This is a genomic window from Psychromonas sp. psych-6C06 (assembly GCF_002835465.1).
In the GTDB taxonomy this organism is placed as follows: Bacteria; Pseudomonadota; Gammaproteobacteria; order Enterobacterales; family Psychromonadaceae; genus Psychromonas.
Window position 1 is genome coordinate 41,783 of the sequence record NZ_PIZM01000001.1, and the last position, 18,933, is coordinate 60,715.

Annotated in this window: 15 protein-coding genes; 12 read left to right on the forward strand and 3 right to left on the reverse strand. The window is 40.6% G+C overall.

Going from position 1 to position 18,933, the window contains the following annotated elements; all coding sequences use genetic code 11:
• The first annotated feature begins 455 nt into the window (after window positions 1–455).
• From CW745_RS00205 to CW745_RS00250, 10 genes are all read left to right on the forward strand, one after another.
• The gene (locus CW745_RS00205; RefSeq protein ID WP_101106380.1) at window positions 456–2,588 is read left to right on the forward strand and encodes a TonB-dependent siderophore receptor; all 2,133 of its coding nucleotides are present in this window, start codon (window positions 456–458) and stop codon (window positions 2,586–2,588) included.
• Window positions 2,589–2,727: 139 nt separating this feature from the next.
• Window positions 2,728–3,375: a PepSY-associated TM helix domain-containing protein gene (locus tag CW745_RS00210; protein WP_101106381.1), complete on the forward strand. Its 648-nt coding sequence runs from the start codon at window positions 2,728–2,730 to the stop codon at window positions 3,373–3,375.
• 40 nt (window positions 3,376–3,415) lie between these two features.
• Window positions 3,416–3,934: a DUF2271 domain-containing protein gene (locus CW745_RS00215; RefSeq protein WP_101106382.1), complete on the forward strand. Its 519-nt coding sequence runs from the start codon at window positions 3,416–3,418 to the stop codon at window positions 3,932–3,934.
• Window positions 3,935–4,001: 67 nt separating this feature from the next.
• On the forward strand, window positions 4,002–4,835 hold the full coding sequence (locus CW745_RS00220) for a DUF4198 domain-containing protein (protein ID WP_101106383.1): 834 nt from the start codon (window positions 4,002–4,004) through the stop codon (window positions 4,833–4,835).
• Entirely contained in the window at window positions 4,835–5,146 is a 312-nt protein-coding gene (locus tag CW745_RS00225) for a hypothetical protein (RefSeq protein WP_101106384.1), read from the forward strand. The genes CW745_RS00220 and CW745_RS00225 overlap by 1 nt, the downstream gene beginning before the upstream one ends.
• A 25-nt stretch (window positions 5,147–5,171) precedes the next feature.
• Complete coding sequence (locus CW745_RS00230; RefSeq protein ID WP_101106385.1) at window positions 5,172–5,744, forward strand: hypothetical protein; 573 nt, start codon at window positions 5,172–5,174, stop codon at window positions 5,742–5,744.
• A gap of 21 nt (window positions 5,745–5,765) precedes the next feature.
• Window positions 5,766–6,668 carry a zinc ABC transporter substrate-binding protein gene (locus CW745_RS00235; RefSeq protein WP_101106386.1) on the forward strand — a complete coding sequence of 301 codons (903 nt, stop codon included), beginning with the start codon at window positions 5,766–5,768 and terminating at the stop codon, window positions 6,666–6,668.
• Complete coding sequence (locus CW745_RS00240) at window positions 6,668–7,414, forward strand: metal ABC transporter ATP-binding protein (protein ID WP_101106387.1); 747 nt, start codon at window positions 6,668–6,670, stop codon at window positions 7,412–7,414. Before CW745_RS00235 ends, CW745_RS00240 begins: the two co-directional genes overlap by 1 nt.
• Entirely contained in the window at window positions 7,414–8,289 is an 876-nt protein-coding gene (locus tag CW745_RS00245; RefSeq protein ID WP_101106388.1) for a metal ABC transporter permease, read from the forward strand. Before CW745_RS00240 ends, CW745_RS00245 begins: the two co-directional genes overlap by 1 nt.
• Window positions 8,289–9,176, forward strand: coding sequence for a zinc ABC transporter substrate-binding protein (locus tag CW745_RS00250; RefSeq protein ID WP_101106389.1), 888 nt, complete (start codon window positions 8,289–8,291; stop codon window positions 9,174–9,176). Before CW745_RS00245 ends, CW745_RS00250 begins: the two co-directional genes overlap by 1 nt.
• A 346-nt stretch (window positions 9,177–9,522) precedes the next feature.
• Here the strand turns inward: CW745_RS00250 and CW745_RS00255 are convergent, their stop codons facing one another.
• The 3 genes from CW745_RS00255 to CW745_RS00265 form a co-directional block, all read right to left on the reverse strand.
• Window positions 9,523–10,428, reverse strand: a complete 906-nt coding sequence (locus CW745_RS00255; protein ID WP_101106390.1) for a DMT family transporter — start codon at window positions 10,426–10,428, stop codon at window positions 9,523–9,525.
• A 312-nt stretch (window positions 10,429–10,740) separates the two neighbouring features.
• Window positions 10,741–11,424: a DUF3334 family protein gene (locus CW745_RS00260; protein WP_101106391.1), complete on the reverse strand. Its 684-nt coding sequence runs from the start codon at window positions 11,422–11,424 to the stop codon at window positions 10,741–10,743.
• Window positions 11,425–11,553: 129 nt separating this feature from the next.
• A complete protein-coding gene (locus CW745_RS00265; RefSeq protein WP_101106392.1) occupies window positions 11,554–11,979 on the reverse strand; it encodes a hypothetical protein in 426 nt (141 codons plus the stop codon).
• A 938-nt stretch (window positions 11,980–12,917) separates the two neighbouring features.
• On the opposite strand from CW745_RS00265, the gene gltB reads away from it, so the two are divergent.
• Both gltB and CW745_RS00275 read left to right on the forward strand, forming a co-directional pair.
• On the forward strand, window positions 12,918–17,435 hold the full coding sequence (gene gltB / locus CW745_RS00270; RefSeq protein ID WP_101106393.1) for a glutamate synthase large subunit: 4,518 nt from the start codon (window positions 12,918–12,920) through the stop codon (window positions 17,433–17,435).
• Complete coding sequence (locus tag CW745_RS00275; protein ID WP_101106394.1) at window positions 17,435–18,904, forward strand: glutamate synthase subunit beta; 1,470 nt, start codon at window positions 17,435–17,437, stop codon at window positions 18,902–18,904. Before gltB ends, CW745_RS00275 begins: the two co-directional genes overlap by 1 nt.
• The last annotated feature ends 29 nt before the right edge of the window (window positions 18,905–18,933 follow it).

Genomic DNA, 18,933 nt, shown 5'->3' on the forward strand with positions numbered 1-18,933 from the left:
TTTCCTTTATCGTGCTGAAGCAGTTAAACACCCTCTGTTATATTAATTACAGTAAAAGAGATCAGATATTTATTTCGTTTGGTATTAGGTCACTTACGCTACTAATTTAGCTATTTGCTTTCGTGAAACAGCACGCAATTCGAACCAAAAAAGGTTTTGCTATCCGTTAGCCGAAATTCGCTTAGCATGACTAAGCCACATTCTCTCTTCCTTTCTCAACTGCCACTAGTCCAATATAAACCCTGTGATGTATTACTTATTTCCTCTCTACTTTTAAATTTGAGTTTAAATGTAAAGAATGTAATTTTAACGGTAATGATAATTGTTATCATGTAAATTGCGCTTAGATTTTCTAGCAAGGGAATTGTGGCTTACCTTTTGGTGATGAAACTAACTTGCTAGAGAGCACAATAAAATTGAATAAATAATTATCAGCTCTTTGGAGATAAAGGAATATGTTTAAGAAAAGTCAGTTGGCATTATTAGTTGGGTCAGCGTTAGCGTCGTCATTCGCCACTGCAAATACCGAGCAAGTTGACACTGAAAACAGTGTCGTCGATGAACGCATGGTTGTGACTGGGACAAAAGCAAGTTACAAAACCGATAGCAATACTGGCTCAATGCGTATGGAGATGACCCAACTTGAAACACCGGGGCAAGTGACGGTAATCGATGAACAGATTATTGACGAGCAACGTGCCAGCACATTAGGTCAGGTATTAAAAAATGATTCAAGCATTTCAGCTGAAGGTAATAGCCGTAATCGTGAGCGCTTCTCTCTTCGTGGTTTTCAATTAAGTAGCAGCAGTGGTTTTTTACGTGATGGTAAACAGCATTGGTCACATTACCGCCAACCAATCGAATTACTGGAGTCGGTTGAAGTCTTAAAAGGGCCTGCAGGGCTCTTGTATGGTAAATCAGCGCCGGGTGGTCTAGTGAATATGATCACTAAAAAGCCAACTGCGGAAACACAACTATCATTCAGCCAAGATATTGGTTCAGATAATGAAATTCGAAGTACTTTAGATGTCAGTGGTTCACTCAATGAGTCGCAATCATTACGTAGCCGTTTAGTTTTATCAAAACAAGACTCTGAATCTTGGCGCACATACAGTGATGGCTCTTCGCCTAAAACAGACCGTTTTGTCGGTGGCCTTTTTGTTGATTACGACCTTTCTGATAATCTGACTGTCTCGGTTCATTATGATAAAACCATTGACGATAGCAGTGTTGATTCTGGTGCATATGTAAAAGATGGTGAAGTCGTGTTAGGTGATGACTACATTTGGGATGCACAGTGGTCAAATATTAAAAATGATGTTCAAAATGTGGGTATTGATGTCGATGCACAGCTATCAACTGATTGGTCACTAAACGTGAGTTACAACCATCAAAACTTTAAACGTCATGATGTAGAGAGCTATCCAAAGGAAGAAGGTTATGATCCTGCAACGGGCACATATTCACATAGCGGGAGCGATCGAAGCGATCACTGGGTATTCCAAACGGCAAGTGTGGATTTAGTGGGCGACTTTGAAACGGCAGGCCTAGGTCATCAGTTTTTAGTGGGTACCAACTGGTTAGGTTACAGCTACGATCGTTTGCAATACTCTTTGAAAAAAGAGCAAACTACAGTAGGCCAACCAACCGCTTCTCCTGAAATTGATGGTAGTAAAGATCCCCGTATCAGCGATTCATCGTACGATACATACGGTTTTTACGTACAAGATATGCTAACGATTAACGACAGCTGGCAAGTCTTGGCGGGTGTGCGTTATGACCAAAACATTACCCACGGTAAAGAGGGGGAGGCGGATTATAAAGAGGATGCGATTGTTCCTAAATTAGCGCTTATTTATCACCCTGCAAGTAATGGTTCTATCTACCTTACTTACTCTGAAAGTTTTGAACCTCAAGGTGAAATAAGTGATGCTAATGCGATTAATGATGGTCAAAAACTTGATCCATTAACGGGTAAGCTCTACGAATTAGGCAGCAAATGGGAGCTATTTGATAATCAGCTGTTTGTCTCTGGTGCACTGTTTGAAATTACTCAAGAAAACTCAGTAATTAATGTTGATCTTGGCAACGATATGTATGAAGCAACACAAGCTGGAGAACGTGTTCATCGCGGTGCTGAGCTGGCGTTGCAAGGCTACTTAACTGAAAACTTTTCAATGAGTGGTAGTGGTACTTACCTTGATGCTGAATACACCGTTGATGAAAACTATCAGGGTAATCGTCCTGCCGATGTACCTGAGTTTTCAGCGAGTATCTGGTCTCGCTATGAATTTGTTAATAATACTGATGTTAACTTAGGCGCAATTTATGTTGGCTCACGTTTTGGTGATAGTGCCAATACCTTCAAAAAAGATGCTTATACACGTTTTGACTTTGGTGTTGCTCATAACCTGAAATATGACCAAGATTTAGAGTTTGTATTCCGTTTAAATATTGAGAATATCTTTGATACTGGTTACTACGCAGGTGGTGGTTCAACGGGCGGAGATTATCAGCAAAATGGCGCACAAAATGTTGTGATAGGCGAAGGACGTAACTTTATGGCGACAGTACAGGTGCGTTACTAGATCGACTAAACAGCTGAGCTTTGGAAAGCTAAAGTTCAGCTTTTTTTGTATTGATATGACATGTAAAGAATGTAAAGTCATTTTAAATCTAAATGATAACTAGTTACATTTGTGTTTTATTACTTACATCAAACTTAATATGTCTAATTCCATTACAACTTCGATTAAAAATAAAAAAGTGCAACTTTGGGCCCGTCGATTACATATTTATATATCGATGGCGTTGTTATTAGTTGTCCTTTTTTTTGCAATTACCGGTATTACATTAAACAGACCACATCTTTTTGTCAGTGAAACCCCCTTACGAGAACAACATCAGATTATCGTTCCGAGTGCTTTATTCAGCTCAGAAAAGGGGACTTATTCGCCAGATAAAACAAAATTGTTACATTTTTTAAATGGACAGAGTGAATTGTCGGGGACACCTTCTGTGATGCAGATATTTACTGAAATAGAAGCGGGAGCGTTAATTGAAGGGGAGATCTCTTTAGATTACAAAGGCCCTGGTTATAACGGTACTGTTTTTATCGATATGTTAACTGGGATTGCAGAGATTGAGACTACTCATTATGGGCTGATTGCTGTGCTCAATGACCTACACAAAGGCCGAAACAGTGGTCAAGTTTGGGCATGGTTTATCGATGCGAGTGCCCTGTTGATGGTGATATTTGTTTTAACGGGCGTGTGTTTATTAGTGCCTAAACGCAAGAGCTTTAACACCGGATTAAAATGGACTGCGTTTGGTTCATTGCTGGCTCTGTTCATTTTTATATTTGCCGTCCCTTAGCATCGATATCAGTACAGTTATTAAAATAAAGAGAAGAAATATGAGAAATATAAAAGTGTTCGGCACTCTGTGCTTAGGGCTGATTATGACCTGCTCAAGTTGGGCGGTGCCGTTACCAGAAAATGCAAAAATTGAGGTTCAGTTAACGCTTCCCGTTATCGAAACGACTATTTATGCAAGGCCATACGTTGCTGTGTGGGTTGAAGATGCACAGCGAAAACCAGTGCGAACTATCCAGCTTTGGGTCGGTAAAGATGAATGGTTAAAGGATTTACGAAGCTGGTGGCGAAAAGTTGGACGTAACGACCGTGTGCTTGTCGATGCTGTCACATCTGCAACACGTCCGGAGGGGCAGTACCGTTTCTATTGGGATGGCTTGAACGACCAAGGGGAGCGGATAGAACAGGGAGAATACACCCTTTATATCGAAGTTGTACGTGAGCATGGCGGTCGTAATTATCTTCGCCAGAAGTTACTGCTCGAAACTGAAAACGTTAGCCATCGATTAAATCCAACACAAGAAACAGGGCCGATAACGATTGATTATCGTGTTAATTAATGCGCTTATTTTAAGGCTCATATTGCTGGCGACTAATCGCCATTAACCATCAACTATAAGAGATAACATGTTAAATAAAACAATAAATAAGCTACTACTGACCGCTTCACTATTTGGCGGGCTTCTTTGTATGACCGTCGCTAATGCACACCCGCGTTGGGTTTTACCCTCTCACTTTACAATTTCTAAAGAAGGGGGCGATTGGCTTACCTTTGACGTTACTGCTTCGCATGGCACCTTTGTGTTTGATAAACCTGCTGGAAGTGAAACTGCCAATATTATTATGCCTGATGGGCGTAATGAGTGGCCTGATTTTGTATTACGTGGCAAGCGTCGTTCTGTGTTTGATTTCTTTTTTGCCGAACAGGGAACACATAAAGTTGAGATTAATAATCGGGTTGGTTATTACACCAGTTATAAAGCAGGTCGCCGTGACACTCCCAAAAGAATGCGCGTGAATAAAGTTGAGCGTGCTGTCGCACTGCCAGAAGGATCACGCGATATTATCACTACCATGGGGTACACGCGCGCAGAGACTTATATCACCGTCGGAAAGCCAAGCGAGAAAGCGTTTGAACTTGAGGGGAAATATTTAGAACTGGTACCAATTACTCACCCTGCAGATATTGTTGCTACTGAGCCTGTACGCTTACAGTTTTATTTTAACGGTGAAGCGCAAGCGGGGGTGACCGCTGAAATAACGCGTGAAGGTACTTTGTATCGTAACCATCAAGAGCAGATAGAGGTGGTTAGCGATGCACAGGGTTTTGTTACCTTTACCCCAACGATTGCTGGGCGGTATTTATTAAAAGCAAATCATAAAGGGGACTTAGTGGATAACCCATTAGCCGATCGTATGAGCGCTAATGTTCATTTTACTTTTGAAGCGGTACTGCCTTAATGAGTCAAATCCATTATTTAATGACAACGCTTTGTTTGTTGCTATTTAGCCATGTAAGTGTTGCTCATTACCCTTTGATGCAGTGCGCTTCAAAGGGTAACAATATTGAATGTGAAGCTGGATATAGCGATGGCAGCAAAGCGGTAAATTACGTGGTAAGGATGTATGACTATGACGATAACCTGATTGCTAAAGTGGAAACAGATATTCGTTCGATAGCCACTTTTGTAAAAACCGTCGATGAATTTTATATCGTTTTTGATGCTGGTCATGAAAACCCAGTAGAGGTTGACTCAGTTGAAATTAAATAACTTCACAGAGGGGGGAATCAGATAAATGATTATTCAGCCTGTTATCAGTGAAAATGGCCGTAAAGAGGGAAAGTGGATCGCTTTTTTATGTGCGCTTATCTTGCTGATTGGTGCGTTGTTACTTCCTTATAATCAAACGAGTTATAAAAAGCAATCTCTGGCCAAACACCAGATTGAAATCAGTGCATTAACCACTAAGCCATTAGCAATGATTGCTGAGTTGAAACTCGCTCATGAGGAGATTCGTTATCAATATCAAGCGCAATTAAATACATCGGAGCAGTGGCCATCGGTAGCGCAACTGGCTTCACAATGGATTGCACCTTTTGTAAAAGATAAGAGTTGGTTACACCATGGCAAACAACAATGGCAATTAGTTGCAAATGGCATTTATCAAGGCGTACCTTTATCAAGTAATGGTGAGCCTAAAACGCGGTATTTACTTAATAGTCAGCATTCGCAGGTTGAAATTTGGCTAGACCTAAAAGGGGATGCTCGTTTGCTTGCTGAGCAAGTAGATAGAAGCGCAATAGTGCAATCTAGGTTACTCATCGAGTCTGGTTGGCAGCAGGTAGTTTTTGAGTCAGATGAGCGTTAGATTTTTTAAAGAGTATTCATTATGTTTCAAGCAATTTTTATCACTGTGTTGTTATTCTTTGGCAACACAGTAAGTTATGCACAAAAGCTGACTATTGGCATTACGCTACAACCGTACTTTAGCTATGTTAAGGCTGTGGTCGGTGATAAGGCTGAGGTGTTGGAATTAGTTGATGCGGGTTTTAATCCACATAATTATCAGCCGCAAGCACAGGATCTTCAACGTTTAGAGAAAATGGACATCATCGTGATTAATGGGATTGGTCACGATGACTTTGCAATGAAGGTGATTGATGCCGCTAATCGAAGTGATTTAATCGTCATTAACGCAAACAAAGATGTACCTCTGTTACCCGCGATGGGGCAGTCAGTCGGGAGTGGCGCAGTTAATCCTCACACCTTTGTTGGTGTCTCAACGACGATTCAAAAAGTGTATAGCATTGCCAATAAAATGGCCAAAATAGACCCCGATAATGCACCGCAATATCGTGCCAATGCACGTGCTTATGCGCTTAAATTTCGGAAAATGAAACACCAAGCGATGCTTGAACTCGGTGATATTGATACAGCGGGAATGAACGTTGCGACCACACATAATGCTTATGGTTATATTTTACAAGAGTTTGGTGTTGAGGTGGAAGCTGTTATTGAGCCTGCTCACGGAGTCGAGCCGAGTGCCAGCCAACTGCAAGATACTATTGAAAAAATTCGTGATGCAGGTATTGATGTTTTGTTTTATGAATTAGACATGCCTAATCGTTACGTTGATACGATTGAAAAAGAAACAGGGGTAAAATTATACCGTTTTTCTCACATGACACATGGTCCATACCGTGCTGATAAAGTTGAAATAGAGATGCGTGCAAACCTTGACACCTTAGTACAAGCGATGACCTTTGTTGCTAATAAAAAAGAGAGCAACTAATGGGACCTTCCATTTCATTAAACGCGGTGTCACTGTCCTATGAGCATAACCCAGTACTCACACAAATATCATCAACCCTAGAAGCGGGGCAGTGCCATGTCATAATGGGGCCAAATGGCGGTGGTAAAACATCACTGTTACGTTCTATTTTAGGTTTAACTCCTTTTAAGGGACAGATAGCGGTTAACTGGTTAGATGATCTGATTGGCAAGATCGGCTATGTGCCACAAAAAGCAACCTTTGAAGCTAGTTTGCCATTGACCGTATTAGATTTTATTTTACTTAATCAAAGTCGCTTTCCACTGTTCTTCAAAAGTCATAAAAAACATAAACAGAAAGCACTAGCACAGCTACAACGAGTTGGCATGGCAGATCGGGCCTTATTGCGTATGGGGCAACTTTCAGGTGGCGAACAGCAACGTGTTTTATTTGCGCAGGCATTATTAGATAACCCCGAACTGTTGATTCTAGACGAGCCTGCCAATGGTATGGATGAGCAGGGAGTTCGCTATTTTGAAGAATTGATTAGCGCGTTAGTGAGAGAACAAAAAACGGTCATTATGGTACACCATGATATCAGTGCAGTACGCCGTTTGCAGGGGAAAGTACATGTTGTTAATCGCGTATTAATCGAAAGTGGCGATGCTCGTGAAATCTTAAAGCCACATAAAATAGAACAACTATTTAGCCACTGTAACCGCCATTCGGTAGGTGTTACAGAGACTAAAAATAGTGGGGTAGCATAATGGAGTTATTAAAATTATGGGCTAGCGAAGGTGCGCAATCTGGTTGGTTGTTAGAAAGTTTCTCCTATGCCTTTATGGTTAATGCCTTGTTAGCCGCTCTTCTTTTAGGACCGTTATTAGGTGGATTAGGAACATTAGTGATCGCTAAGCGTCTCGCTTTCTTTTCAGAGGCTGTTGGACATGCAGCATTAACGGGAATCGCTATTGGTGTTTTGCTTGGTGAGCCCGCAGAAAACCCGATTATTGGCTTGTTCTGTTTTTGTATGTTATTTGCGCTTCTTCTACATTTTGTAAGAAACCGAACCGCGGTACCTTACGATACATTGGTTGGTGTGTTTTTGGCTGTCGCACTTGCGGGTGGCGCTGCTTTATTGATGTATGTTGCTCGAAAAATTAATATTCATATGCTTGAAAACGTATTGTTTGGATCGATTCTGACCATTACCGATTTTGATCTATGGGTACTAGCAGTAAGTTGTTTGCTGATTATTGTTACTTTAATCTTTACCTTTAATCGTATTTTATTAGCCTCAATTAGTCCTGATATTGCGCGTGTCCGTGGTCATCACACGCATTTTTATGATTACCTATTTGTTATGATGATCACCCTAGTGACCATTGCAGCCGTCAAAATAGTGGGGGCGGTGTTGGTAGGCGCATTGTTACTTATTCCAGGGGCAACAGCGAGACTATTAACTAAAAACATGGGCAGTTTTGTGCTCTTATCTTCTTTGCTAGCCACCGTGAGTTGTTTACTGGGAACTTTATTGCCAATGGAGTTAGCGTTACCTATTCCCTCTGGTGCATCTATTATCTTAGTGGCGGCTAGTTTCTTTTTGATTGCGACGCTATATCGCATTGTGGGTAAATCTTAATGAATACAAAAAGTCTGTCTTTGTGGTTGCGCTTGGCGCATTGTGGGGTGTTATTGTCGCTTGTCTTACCGAGCAAGATATTGGCTAGTGATATTTTAACTTCGACGCCAGTAACTTATTTACTTGCTTCACAATTGATGAAGAATACGCCTATCACAACCACCTATTTAGCGCCAAAACGCTATGGTATTGAACGCCTTGAAAATTGGTTTGCCACTAAAGGGATGAAAGTGGCCGAAAAGGCGGCTAAAAAAGCTACTGTCACTGTAACGTTAAAGTCACTTTGGCCACAGGACCCTCTATTTAATGCTACTCGTCAGGGCAATATCAGGCTCATTGAAATTGATGCTTCACAGGCATTTACAATGCATACAAAAGGAGTTGCTACTGTGCAACTGCCAGCGGGAGGCCACTCATTATATGCTTGGTTAAACCCTAACAATCTTGGGACGATGATGAGTATTGTAAGTGATGATTTACAACGTGTTTGGCCTGAGCACGCGACTATGATCGAAGAAAATCAACAGGCGCTGTTGCTTAATATTCGCAAGTTGATCAATGCTCAGCAACAGCATTTATTAGGTAACCAGATTGACTCGGTTATTTTGCTTTCTAATCAACTTGAAGATTTTGCTTCTGCCAATCAATTGTTTGTTGAGCAACGTTTATTTAAAGCAGAGCTTGAATGGACCGAGCAAGATAAAGAAGCTTTAAAATCTTGGATAAAGGAATCACCGAATACTTGGATATTAAGCACGCGTAAAACGTCTCTGCAGTTACAACAGTTGTTGCCTGATTTTACACAAATGTTAGTAATTGATAGCCTTGACCGTTGGGGGAGAAAAGGCATTAACCCAGAAGCCCCCTTGCAGCGTTGGCAGTTTTAAGCTGTTTAAGAAAGAGGCATTGTTACTTATTTGTTGCCTCTTTCTTATTTAGGGTCAGTTGATACAAATATTGCCTACGAGTTCAACACAACACACTTTTCCCCATTTGACTACGTCAAACAGTATGCAATACAAAACGAAAAGACCTTTTACTATCCGTTAGACGACACTCGCTTAGACTGACTAAACTACATCCGTCTGCCTTGCTCAAAACGCGTTGTGTTGAACAAAACTTAAACGGCAAAGTTCATCCTCCCCAGTTACCCTTAAAAGGTCATGCCATATAGCATCATTATATTTATTCTCTTTTCTGTATTAACCAACTTAATAACGCTATGTTAGCGCTTTACTTATCCAGAATTGAGGTTATGTAAGCGTTTCGTTTTATGAATTGGTCGCCAAATTGATAAATAGATAAACCTATAATGACAAAAAAAGCGCCGATGTATAAGTTGATGCCGACTGGCTCATTATTAACAAATGCGCCAAGAGAAATCGCAATCGGAGGTGTCATCAAGGTGATTAATGCCACTGTGGTGGTGCTCAGCTTTTGTAAAATAAAGAAGTAGCCAAGAAAACCTATCAAGGAACCAAAGATGCCAAGGTAAGCAATTGCACCTAGCGATTTAACTGACCACTGAGCAATATCTAGTTGCCCATCAAAGATAAACCAACTTATAAAAAATAGAGGCACAGAAAAGTACAGTGCACCTAAGGTGGTAGCAAATGGATGAATGTTAATATTGACACTCTTTACTAGCACCGCACTTAAACTGAAGAAAAGCATTCCGAGTAAAACAAATGCGATACCGATGAACTCGCTACTTCCACTGCTGATATTGTGCCAAGCAACAATGCCTAGACCACACAATGAAATAACAAAAGCCAACCAACGTAACGGGGTAAACTTTACTTCGTTGAGTACTCTTTGCGCTATCAAGCCAGATATAATTGGAGATAAACCAAAGATAAGTGACATGAGACCAGAGCTGATATAACGCGAGGCAATATACCCCCAAAACATACCGCCAAAAACACCGATAGTGGAGAACGAATAAAGCTTTAGGGCTTGCTTTGTCAGTGGTACTCGAATACGCATCACCACTAAAAATAGAGATCCAATTACTAAAGCTAACAGCATGCGTAACAGTACTGCCATAAGAGGGCTAACGGTTTCGCTACTCCAGATAATACCAAGTGGTGTCGTTGACCATATAAGGACAACGCTCAGGTAAGCAATTGAGATGTTCATGTGATGATTCCTCTTTATTAATAATGGCAATTTTCAAGTGAGGAAACGCTTTGGGACGTGGAACCACAGTATGAAAACTGCGGTTGGGATGTTAAATAAACTTAAACCACAGCAAAACGACACAGGAGTCTGCGTCGCATTAGTTGATTTTGTGGTTTAAGTGTCATTATCATTGTTGGCTCAGAATGAATTAAGTGAATAAATATAATCGCTTTATAAATCATACAAGTCAACTGAGAAATTAAACTCATTCATTTTTTCAACAGTTTATTGCGCATTTAAGTATTTAAAATCCAAATACACTTTGTGTGATTAAATACCTAGTTCATCAAGCAGATCTTGATCAATCATTGCAACCATCGGCTCTGCTTCTTTTTTAGGCTGCTGTTTGTTAGTGTTTTCTTGATCTAAAATCATATCTGCATCAAAAGCTTCACGCTCTTCAAAATCAGAGAGCTTAATAAACTCTGTTTTATCCATTGCTAATTCGAGATAAAAAATATTGTTTTTCTCTGTCATGAAAGTAACACGTCGAGCCTGAGGTCTATCTAAATTTGTATCGATAGAGAGTTGCACTTGCTTATTGATGGTGAGCATTTTAGGTTGATTCTGGGTAATGGAAGTATGTAACTCATGACCAACAACGCCGGTGAAGTCGCCGACTATTTGATTCATCAATTCACCCATGACATCACTGACTTCATCAGAAGTATGTGATTTTGCTAATTCGTTTTCTGGAATACCCATATGTTTCATGTAATTGGTATAAATTTCAACAGCGGCTGTTGCGCTAAAGTTTATGATTACCAACCCGGAAAATCCGCCATCAAAAAGAACAAAGCAACCAATATCTGGTTTTAAACAAGTTTTGTTAATTTTCTGTGCCATGGATGAATAATTAATTGGGTGGGAAGTTGCAGCGGTGAGAACTGATTTTATGGAGTTACATAAAACCAGTAAAATATCATCAGTAGTAATTGTTTTGCTTTTAGCCATGGGAGCCCCTTGAAGAATATAATCATTATTATTATTTGTTTTCTTCAAGCGTAGATTATTCCCTCGATTCCGCTTATATCTAGGTCATATTTTTTGTTTTTTTGTTGCCAAAACAATAGCCTTGTAGGATTACCCCTTAATTACATTTTTAAAATGTTTCTTTTTGCTGATTAAATAATCAATGTCGGGAGGGAAATCTTTATTTTTCTTAGCATGCTTCATCATATCAAAGGTAGTAAATTCAGTTAATACTGCAAATTGATAGGGTTTAAAATCTTCATTCGCTTGTTTAGTGGGATCATAATAGTGATCACCAATTCTGATAATGGCTTGATCAAGTAATGGGTCTTGGCAAACATACCCAAGCACGTAACGGTCTGCTTTCTTGTATACCACATTCATGTAGCTGTTATAAAAACTTTCACCTTCGGTTTTAGTACAGTTTTCCAATAGCTCTACTGGCATTTCATTGACGGTAACAAGTCGAATATTGTCAGCAATAAAATTAAGATCAGTTAACTGTTGCTTGATAATCTCAAGGTTAAGTGCAGTCACAATTATTCCTCATTATAAAAAAGGGGGCGAGTATACCCGTTAGTATTTAATATGCAAAATGAGTACTCTCTGTGAAGTTGATGATAAGTTCCCTTAAACGAGACAATAATCGATGTTAAGAATTTTAATGTAATTATTGTTTTGTGGTTAATTGTGATCTTGGTTAAATTCTTTTAGATAAAATCCATTTTTATTCTATTTGTAACCTTTAAGGCGGAGTGTGTAAATGTCCTGTTAGCATGCGCTTTATTCGGTGCCTTTTTTGACGACAAACACTGTATTTATTGGGACGATGTAAATAGGTAATTATAATTTTTTTTGATTGGCTTGTTAATTTATTGCGTGAGAATGAACTAAGGAGTTTTTAATTTTTGCGTTCTTTTTACCTAAATAAAGAATGCTTCACACTGGTAGTGTGTCACTATTCAAGCAATAAAAGTGCATTAATATTCACTTTTATTGCTTGTTTTTCTCTAATTTTTTAAGTTTAGTTGATTTAGTGAACGTTTTTATCATCGTTTTAGCATAAAAATTACACTAATTTGCAATGTTAAAATAAACGAAAAGGCTCACTACAAGGTGTTACAAGCTGTTAACAACTTTACCTCTCAGAGGAGAACAAGAAAATTGGATTTTACGGCGCTTAAACGATAGAATACGGGCAAAATTATGCCTGTGTTACGGTTGTTATGTAGGTTTATTTCCACGGAATAGTGTATGAGCCCTGTACTTATAGGGAAGTTGTGCGCCTTATTTACTGTGTTGTTAGAAGCCTTTTTTTAATATTTATCTTTAAAAAAAGGATGTTTTGATAATAAAACTAAATATGAAATAGTGATTGTTTTAGTTTATTCATTAAATAAGATTACGCACCTCGAAAACATTAGAACTGAAATAGCGGATAATCAACCTGCTATTTTATCTTGAAGGACATGTTTATGACTAATATAGAGCAAAACGCTCAAGGCCTTTATGTGCCGGAGATGGAACACGATGCTTGTGGTATCGGTTTTGTGGCACATTTAAAAAATAGTAAATCACACGCTATTGTGACTCAAGCATTAGATATGCTTGCGCGCATGGAGCACCGTGGTGGTCAAGGTTGCGATCCTTGTAGTGGTGATGGTGCTGGTATCTTGTTACAAAAACCACATGAGTTTTTAGTAACTGAAGCCCTTAAAGTTGGAATTACATTACCTAAGTTTGACCAATATGCAGTAGGTACTGTTTTATTTCCAAAAGATGAAAATCAACGCAATGAATGCCGTGAAATTTTAGCACGTACGGCAGAGCGTTTAGGCCTTGAAGTACTTGGTTACCGTGTTCTTCCTACAGATAACTCAATGATCGGTGCTGATCCATTGAGCAGTGAACCTCAGTTCGAACATCTGTTTGTAACTGGCGGTGCCGATATGGACCCTGCAGTATTAGAGCGTAAAGCATTCATCTTACGTAATTACGCGACGCGTATTTGTTTACAGTCTGTTGCTGGAATCGAAGATAACTTCTACATCAATACTTTCTCGTACAAAACAATCGTATATAAAGGTCAGTTAACAACAGAGCAAGTGCCACAGTACTTCTTGGATTTACAAGATCCAGCAATGGTTACTGCACTTGCATTGGTTCACTCGCGTTTCTCAACCAATACCTTCCCACGCTGGCGTTTAGCGCAACCTTTCCGTTACATTGCGCACAACGGCGAAATCAATACGGTACGTGGTAATATCAACTGGATGAAAGCACGTGAAGCGTTGCTTGAAGCTGAATTCTTCACACGTGAAGAGTTAGATATGTTAATGCCTATCTGTACAGAAGGGATGTCAGATTCTGCAAGCTTTGATATGGCGCTAGAACTTCTTGTTCTTTCTGGCCGTAGTCTTCCTCATTCATTAATGATGATGATTCCTGAAGCGTGGCAAGAAAACAAAGCGATGGATCCAAAACGTCGCGCATTCTACCAATACCACGCAAACATCATGGAACCATGGGATGGCCCAGCTTCTGTTTGTTTCACCGATGGTGTGCAGGTAGGTGCAACACTAGACCGTAATGGTTTACGTCCTTCACGTTATTGTGTAACAAAAGATGATTACTTGATCATGGCTTCTGAGTCTGGTGTCGTAAATATTGAGCCTGAAAACATTAAATTACGTGGTCGTTTACAACCAGGTCGTATTTTTGTTGCTGACCTTGAACAAGGTCGTATCATCTCTGATGATGAAGTTAAAAATGGTATTGCAGCACAACAGCCTTATGAAACATGGTTAACAGATAACCTCGTTAAATTAGAAAATCAACCAAATGCACTTGAGCGTAATATTCAGCCAAATGATGGTCAACTATTACGTCGCTTACAAACATTTGGCGTGACTTCTGAAGAGATCAACGAAATTGTTCTGCCAATGTTCCGCGATGGTAAAGAGCCATTGGGTGCAATGGGTGTAGATTGGCCTCTAGCGGTACTTTCTCATCAGTCGCAACATCTATCTCACTACTTTAAACAGTTGTTTGCACAGGTAACTAACCCACCTATCGATCCGATTCGTGAGCGTATGGTTATGTCGTTGAACACATACCTAGGTAAAGATCAGAACTTACTGTCTGAAACACCTTTACACTGTCACAAAGTAGAGCTTGAGTCGCCAGTATTAAGTAATGCAGAGCTTGAGAAAATCAATGCACTGGATCACAAACACTTACAAGCTAAAACACTAGACACATTGTTTAAAGCAAGTGGCCAACCAGGTAAGCTTGAGAAGTCGATTAAACGTATTTGTCGTTACGCGGAAGATGCGGTAAACGATGGTTACTCAATCATTATTCTTTCTGACCGTAATGCAACGTCAGATCACGCGCCAATTCCTGCTATGTTAATTACTGGTGCTGTTCACCATTACTTAATCAAGAAAGGGTTACGTGCATTATGTGACATCGTTGTTGAAACAGGTGACGTACGTGAAACACATCACTTTGCAACGGTTATCGGTTACGGTGCTTCTGCTGTAAACGCATACCTAATCGAAGAGATGATTGTTGATTTACAAGCGAAGAAACGTCTACCTGCTGATAAATCAGTAGATGAACTGTTTGCATCGTACAAATCAGCAATTGATGCAGGTCTATTGAAGATATTCTCGAAAATGGGTATCTCTACGATTCAGTCATACCAAGGTGCACAAATCTTTGAAGCACTTGGTGTAAGTAAAGCGGTTGTTGACGCTTACTTCACAGGTACTGTGACACGTATTCAAGGTTTATCAATTGATGATATCGCCTCTGAAGCGATTGTTCGTCATCGTTTTGCTTATCCTTTACGTGAAGTACCAGTAACACGTTTAGACGTAGGTGGCGTTTACCAGTGGAAACAACGTGGTGAAAAGCATCTATTTAACCCAACAACTATCTCTTTATTACAAGAATCTACGCGTAACAAAAATTACGCACAGTTTAAAGAGTACGCTGACGCGGTTGATGCACAGGGTGATAACGCGGCAACACTACGTAGCCAATTTGAATTTGTACCTAAATCGACGGGTCCAATCTCAATTGATGACGTAGAGCCAGCAGAAAACATTCTAAAACGTTTTGCAACAGGTGCGATGTCATTTGGTTCTATCTCTCACGAAGCTCACTCAACGTTAGCTATCGCGATGAACCGTATCGGCGCTAAATCAAACTCTGGTGAAGGTGGTGAAGATCCAGCTCGTTTCTTACCAAAAGAGAACGGCGATTGGGAACGCTCTGCAATCAAACAGGTTGCTTCGGGTCGTTTCGGTGTAACGTCTTACTACCTAACGAACGCTGCTGAAATCCAAATCAAGATGGCACAGGGCGCGAAACCAGGTGAAGGTGGTCAATTACCAGGCCACAAAGTTGATGACTGGATCGGTCGTACACGTCACTCTACTCCTGGAGTAGGTCTAATTTCGCCACCTCCGCATCACGATATCTACTCAATCGAAGATTTAGCACAGCTAATCTACGATCTGAAAAACGCTAACCGCGCTGGCCGTGTTAACGTTAAGTTAGTATCAGAAGCGGGTGTTGGTACCATCGCATCAGGTGTTGCTAAAGCAAAAGCTGACGTTATCTTAATCGCTGGTTTTGACGGCGGTACAGGTGCATCACCACTTTCATCAATTCGCCATGCGGGTCTACCATGGGAATTAGGACTATCTGAAGCGCATCAAACGCTAATGAAAAACGGCCTACGTAACCGTATCGTTTTACAAGCAGATGGGCAGATGAAAACGCCACGTGATTTAACCATCGCAGCACTTCTTGGTTCTGAAGAGTGGGGCGTAGCAACAGCAGCGCTGGTTGTTGAAGGTTGTATCATGATGCGTAAGTGTCACTTGAATACGTGTCCTGTTGGTATCGCAACACAGAACAAAACATTACGTGAGCGTTTCGATGGCCGCGTTGATGATGTTGTTACTTTCTTTGGTTACATGGTTGAAGGCATGCGTGAAAACATGGCGAAACTAGGTTACGCATCAATCAACGAAATGGTTGGTCAAACGCAAAGCCTGAAAGTACGTGAAGATATCAATCACTGGAAATACAAAAACCTAGATTTAAGCACTATCTTGTTCAAACAAGAAGGTAAAGCTGAAGATGGCATGTTTAATCAAACGGGCCAAAATCATAACCTTGAAGAAGTGTTAGATAGAAAACTGATTGAACTTGCGAAACCTGCTCTTGAAAAAGGCGAAGCCGTATCGGGTGAGTTCCCAATCATTAATATCGACCGTTCGTGTGGCACCATGCTTTCTAACGAAATCTCTAAGGTGTACAACGACAAAGGTTTACCACAGCCGATGAAAGTTAAATTCCACGGTTCTGCGGGTCAATCATTTGGTTGTTTCCTAGCAAAAGGTGTTGAATTTACGGTTGAAGGGGATGCTAACGATTACTGGGGTAAAGGTTTATCTGGCGGTCAAATCGTCGTTTACCCACATCGTAATTCAGACGTTGTTGCAAAAGACAATATCATTGTTGGTAACGTCTGTTTCTACGGTGCAACATCGGGTGAGTCATACATCAATGGTATGGCTGGCGAGCGTTTCTGTGTACGTAACTCGGGTGCAGAAGTGGTTGTTGAAGGTGTTGGTGATCACGGTTGTGAATATATGACCGGCGGTGTCATGATTAACCTTGGCTCTACAGGTCGTAACTTTGCGGCAGGTATGAGTGGTGGTGTTGCTTACATTTGGGATCAAGATGATGCCTTTGAAGCGAACTGTAATATGGAACTTGTTGACCTAGATCCTCTTACTCAAGAAGATAGAGATCTGATTGTTGGCAAAGTTACAAAACACTTTGAACTAACTGAGTCTAACCTTGCTGCCGCATTCCTTGCGGATGTAAATGCAAGCTTAGCGAAAATGGTTAAAGTAATGCCACGTGATTACAAAGCAGTATTAGCAGCACGTGCGAAAGGAGCAGCATAATGGGTAAGCCTACTGGATTTTTAGAATTAGGACGTGAACTGCCAGGTAAACTACCGGTAGAAGAGCGCCTAAAAGATAATAAAGAATTCGTTAAAATGGATGAGTTTGGTTCAAAAATTAATGACCAAGCTTCTCGTTGTATGGATTGTGGCGTACCGTTTTGTCATAACGGTTGCCCAATTGGTAACATCATTCCTGAATTCAACGATGCGGTTTACCGTGATAGCTGGCAAGAAGCATGGGAAATTTTAAGCTCGACTAATAACTTCCCTGAGTTTACAGGACGTGTTTGTCCTGCACCTTGTGAAAGCTCATGTGTATTAGGTATTAACCAAGATCCAATTACTATCTGTAACATCGAGAAAAACATCGTTGAGACAGCATACAAAAACGGTTACGTTAAGCCTAAAATTCCAACATCTCGTACAGGTAAAACGGTTGCTATCATCGGCTCAGGACCTGCGGGTCTTGCTGCTGCTGAGCAGCTAAACAGTGCTGGTCATACGGTAACAGTTTATGAGCGTGATGAGAAAGTAGGTGGCCTTTTACGTTTTGGTATTCCTGATTTCAAACTTGGCATGGACGTTATCGATCGTAAAATTGCGGTAATGGAAGCTGCTGGTATAAAGATGGTTGTGAATGCACACATCGGTGTTGATTTTGATGCAAGCGAGTTGCGTAAGCAATTTGATGTTGTGTTACTAACTGGTGGTTCAACAGTACCACGTGATTTACCAATTCCAGGTCGCGACCTGAAAGGTGTTCACTTTGCGATGGAATTCCTTGGTCAAAACAACCGCCGTGCAAATGGTATGGATCTGAAAACTGAAGAGATTCATGCTGCAGATGATCACGTTGTGGTTATCGGTGGTGGTGATACAGGTTCTGACTGTGTGGGTACTTCTAATCGTCACGGTGCAGCCTCTGTAACACAAGTGGAAATCATGCCTGTTCCACCTGAGAAACGTACTGTCAATATGCCTTGGCCTTCGTACCCAATGATTCTTAAAACAACGACTTCACACGAAGAAGGTGTCGATCGTCATTGGTCTATCTTGACCAAAGAGTTCATTGGTGATGAAAATGGCCATGTAAAAGAACTTGTTGTTGCTGATATCGAGTGGGAAGAAGCAGCACCGGGTCAACGTCCTAACTTCAAAGAGATTGAAGGTAGTGTACGTTCAATTCCTTGTACTAAAGCATTCTTAGCGATGGGCTTCTTACACCCAGAGCCAACAGGTGTATTAGCGCAGTTAGAAATTGAATTAGATGAGCGTGGTAACGTTAAAACTAACGACTTCCAAACAAGCCAAGCGGGTGTATTTGCTGCTGGTGATATGCGTACAGGTCAATCTTTGATCGTTCGTTGTATCAATGAAGGTCGTGAAGCGTCACGTGCTGTTGATGCTTACTTAATGGGTGACACTAACCTTGAGTGTATTAATGACTCACTAATGTTAGCTAACTAATATCGACTTAATCGTCTATGTAGAGCCCC

Bases quoted from the DNA above. Each gene is read 5' to 3' on its own strand.
- CW745_RS00245 (WP_101106388.1), top strand. From the start codon at position 7,414: ATGGAGTTATTAAAATTATGGGCTAGCGAAGGTGCGCAATCTGGTTGG.
- CW745_RS00220 (WP_101106383.1), top strand. From the start codon at position 4,002: ATGTTAAATAAAACAATAAATAAGCTACTACTGACCGCTTCACTATTT.
- CW745_RS00250 (WP_101106389.1), top strand. From the start codon at position 8,289: ATGAATACAAAAAGTCTGTCTTTGTGGTTGCGCTTGGCGCATTGTGGG.
- CW745_RS00275 (WP_101106394.1), top strand. From the start codon at position 17,435: ATGGGTAAGCCTACTGGATTTTTAGAATTAGGACGTGAACTGCCAGGT.
- CW745_RS00215 (WP_101106382.1), top strand. From the start codon at position 3,416: ATGAGAAATATAAAAGTGTTCGGCACTCTGTGCTTAGGGCTGATTATG.
- CW745_RS00255 (WP_101106390.1), bottom strand. From the start codon at position 10,428: ATGAACATCTCAATTGCTTACCTGAGCGTTGTCCTTATATGGTCAACG.
- CW745_RS00210 (WP_101106381.1), top strand. From the start codon at position 2,728: ATGTCTAATTCCATTACAACTTCGATTAAAAATAAAAAAGTGCAACTT.
- CW745_RS00225 (WP_101106384.1), top strand. From the start codon at position 4,835: ATGAGTCAAATCCATTATTTAATGACAACGCTTTGTTTGTTGCTATTT.
- CW745_RS00260 (WP_101106391.1), bottom strand. From the start codon at position 11,424: ATGGCTAAAAGCAAAACAATTACTACTGATGATATTTTACTGGTTTTA.
- gltB (WP_101106393.1), top strand. From the start codon at position 12,918: ATGACTAATATAGAGCAAAACGCTCAAGGCCTTTATGTGCCGGAGATG.
- CW745_RS00235 (WP_101106386.1), top strand. From the start codon at position 5,766: ATGTTTCAAGCAATTTTTATCACTGTGTTGTTATTCTTTGGCAACACA.
- CW745_RS00230 (WP_101106385.1), top strand. From the start codon at position 5,172: ATGATTATTCAGCCTGTTATCAGTGAAAATGGCCGTAAAGAGGGAAAG.
- CW745_RS00205 (WP_101106380.1), top strand. From the start codon at position 456: ATGTTTAAGAAAAGTCAGTTGGCATTATTAGTTGGGTCAGCGTTAGCG.
- CW745_RS00240 (WP_101106387.1), top strand. From the start codon at position 6,668: ATGGGACCTTCCATTTCATTAAACGCGGTGTCACTGTCCTATGAGCAT.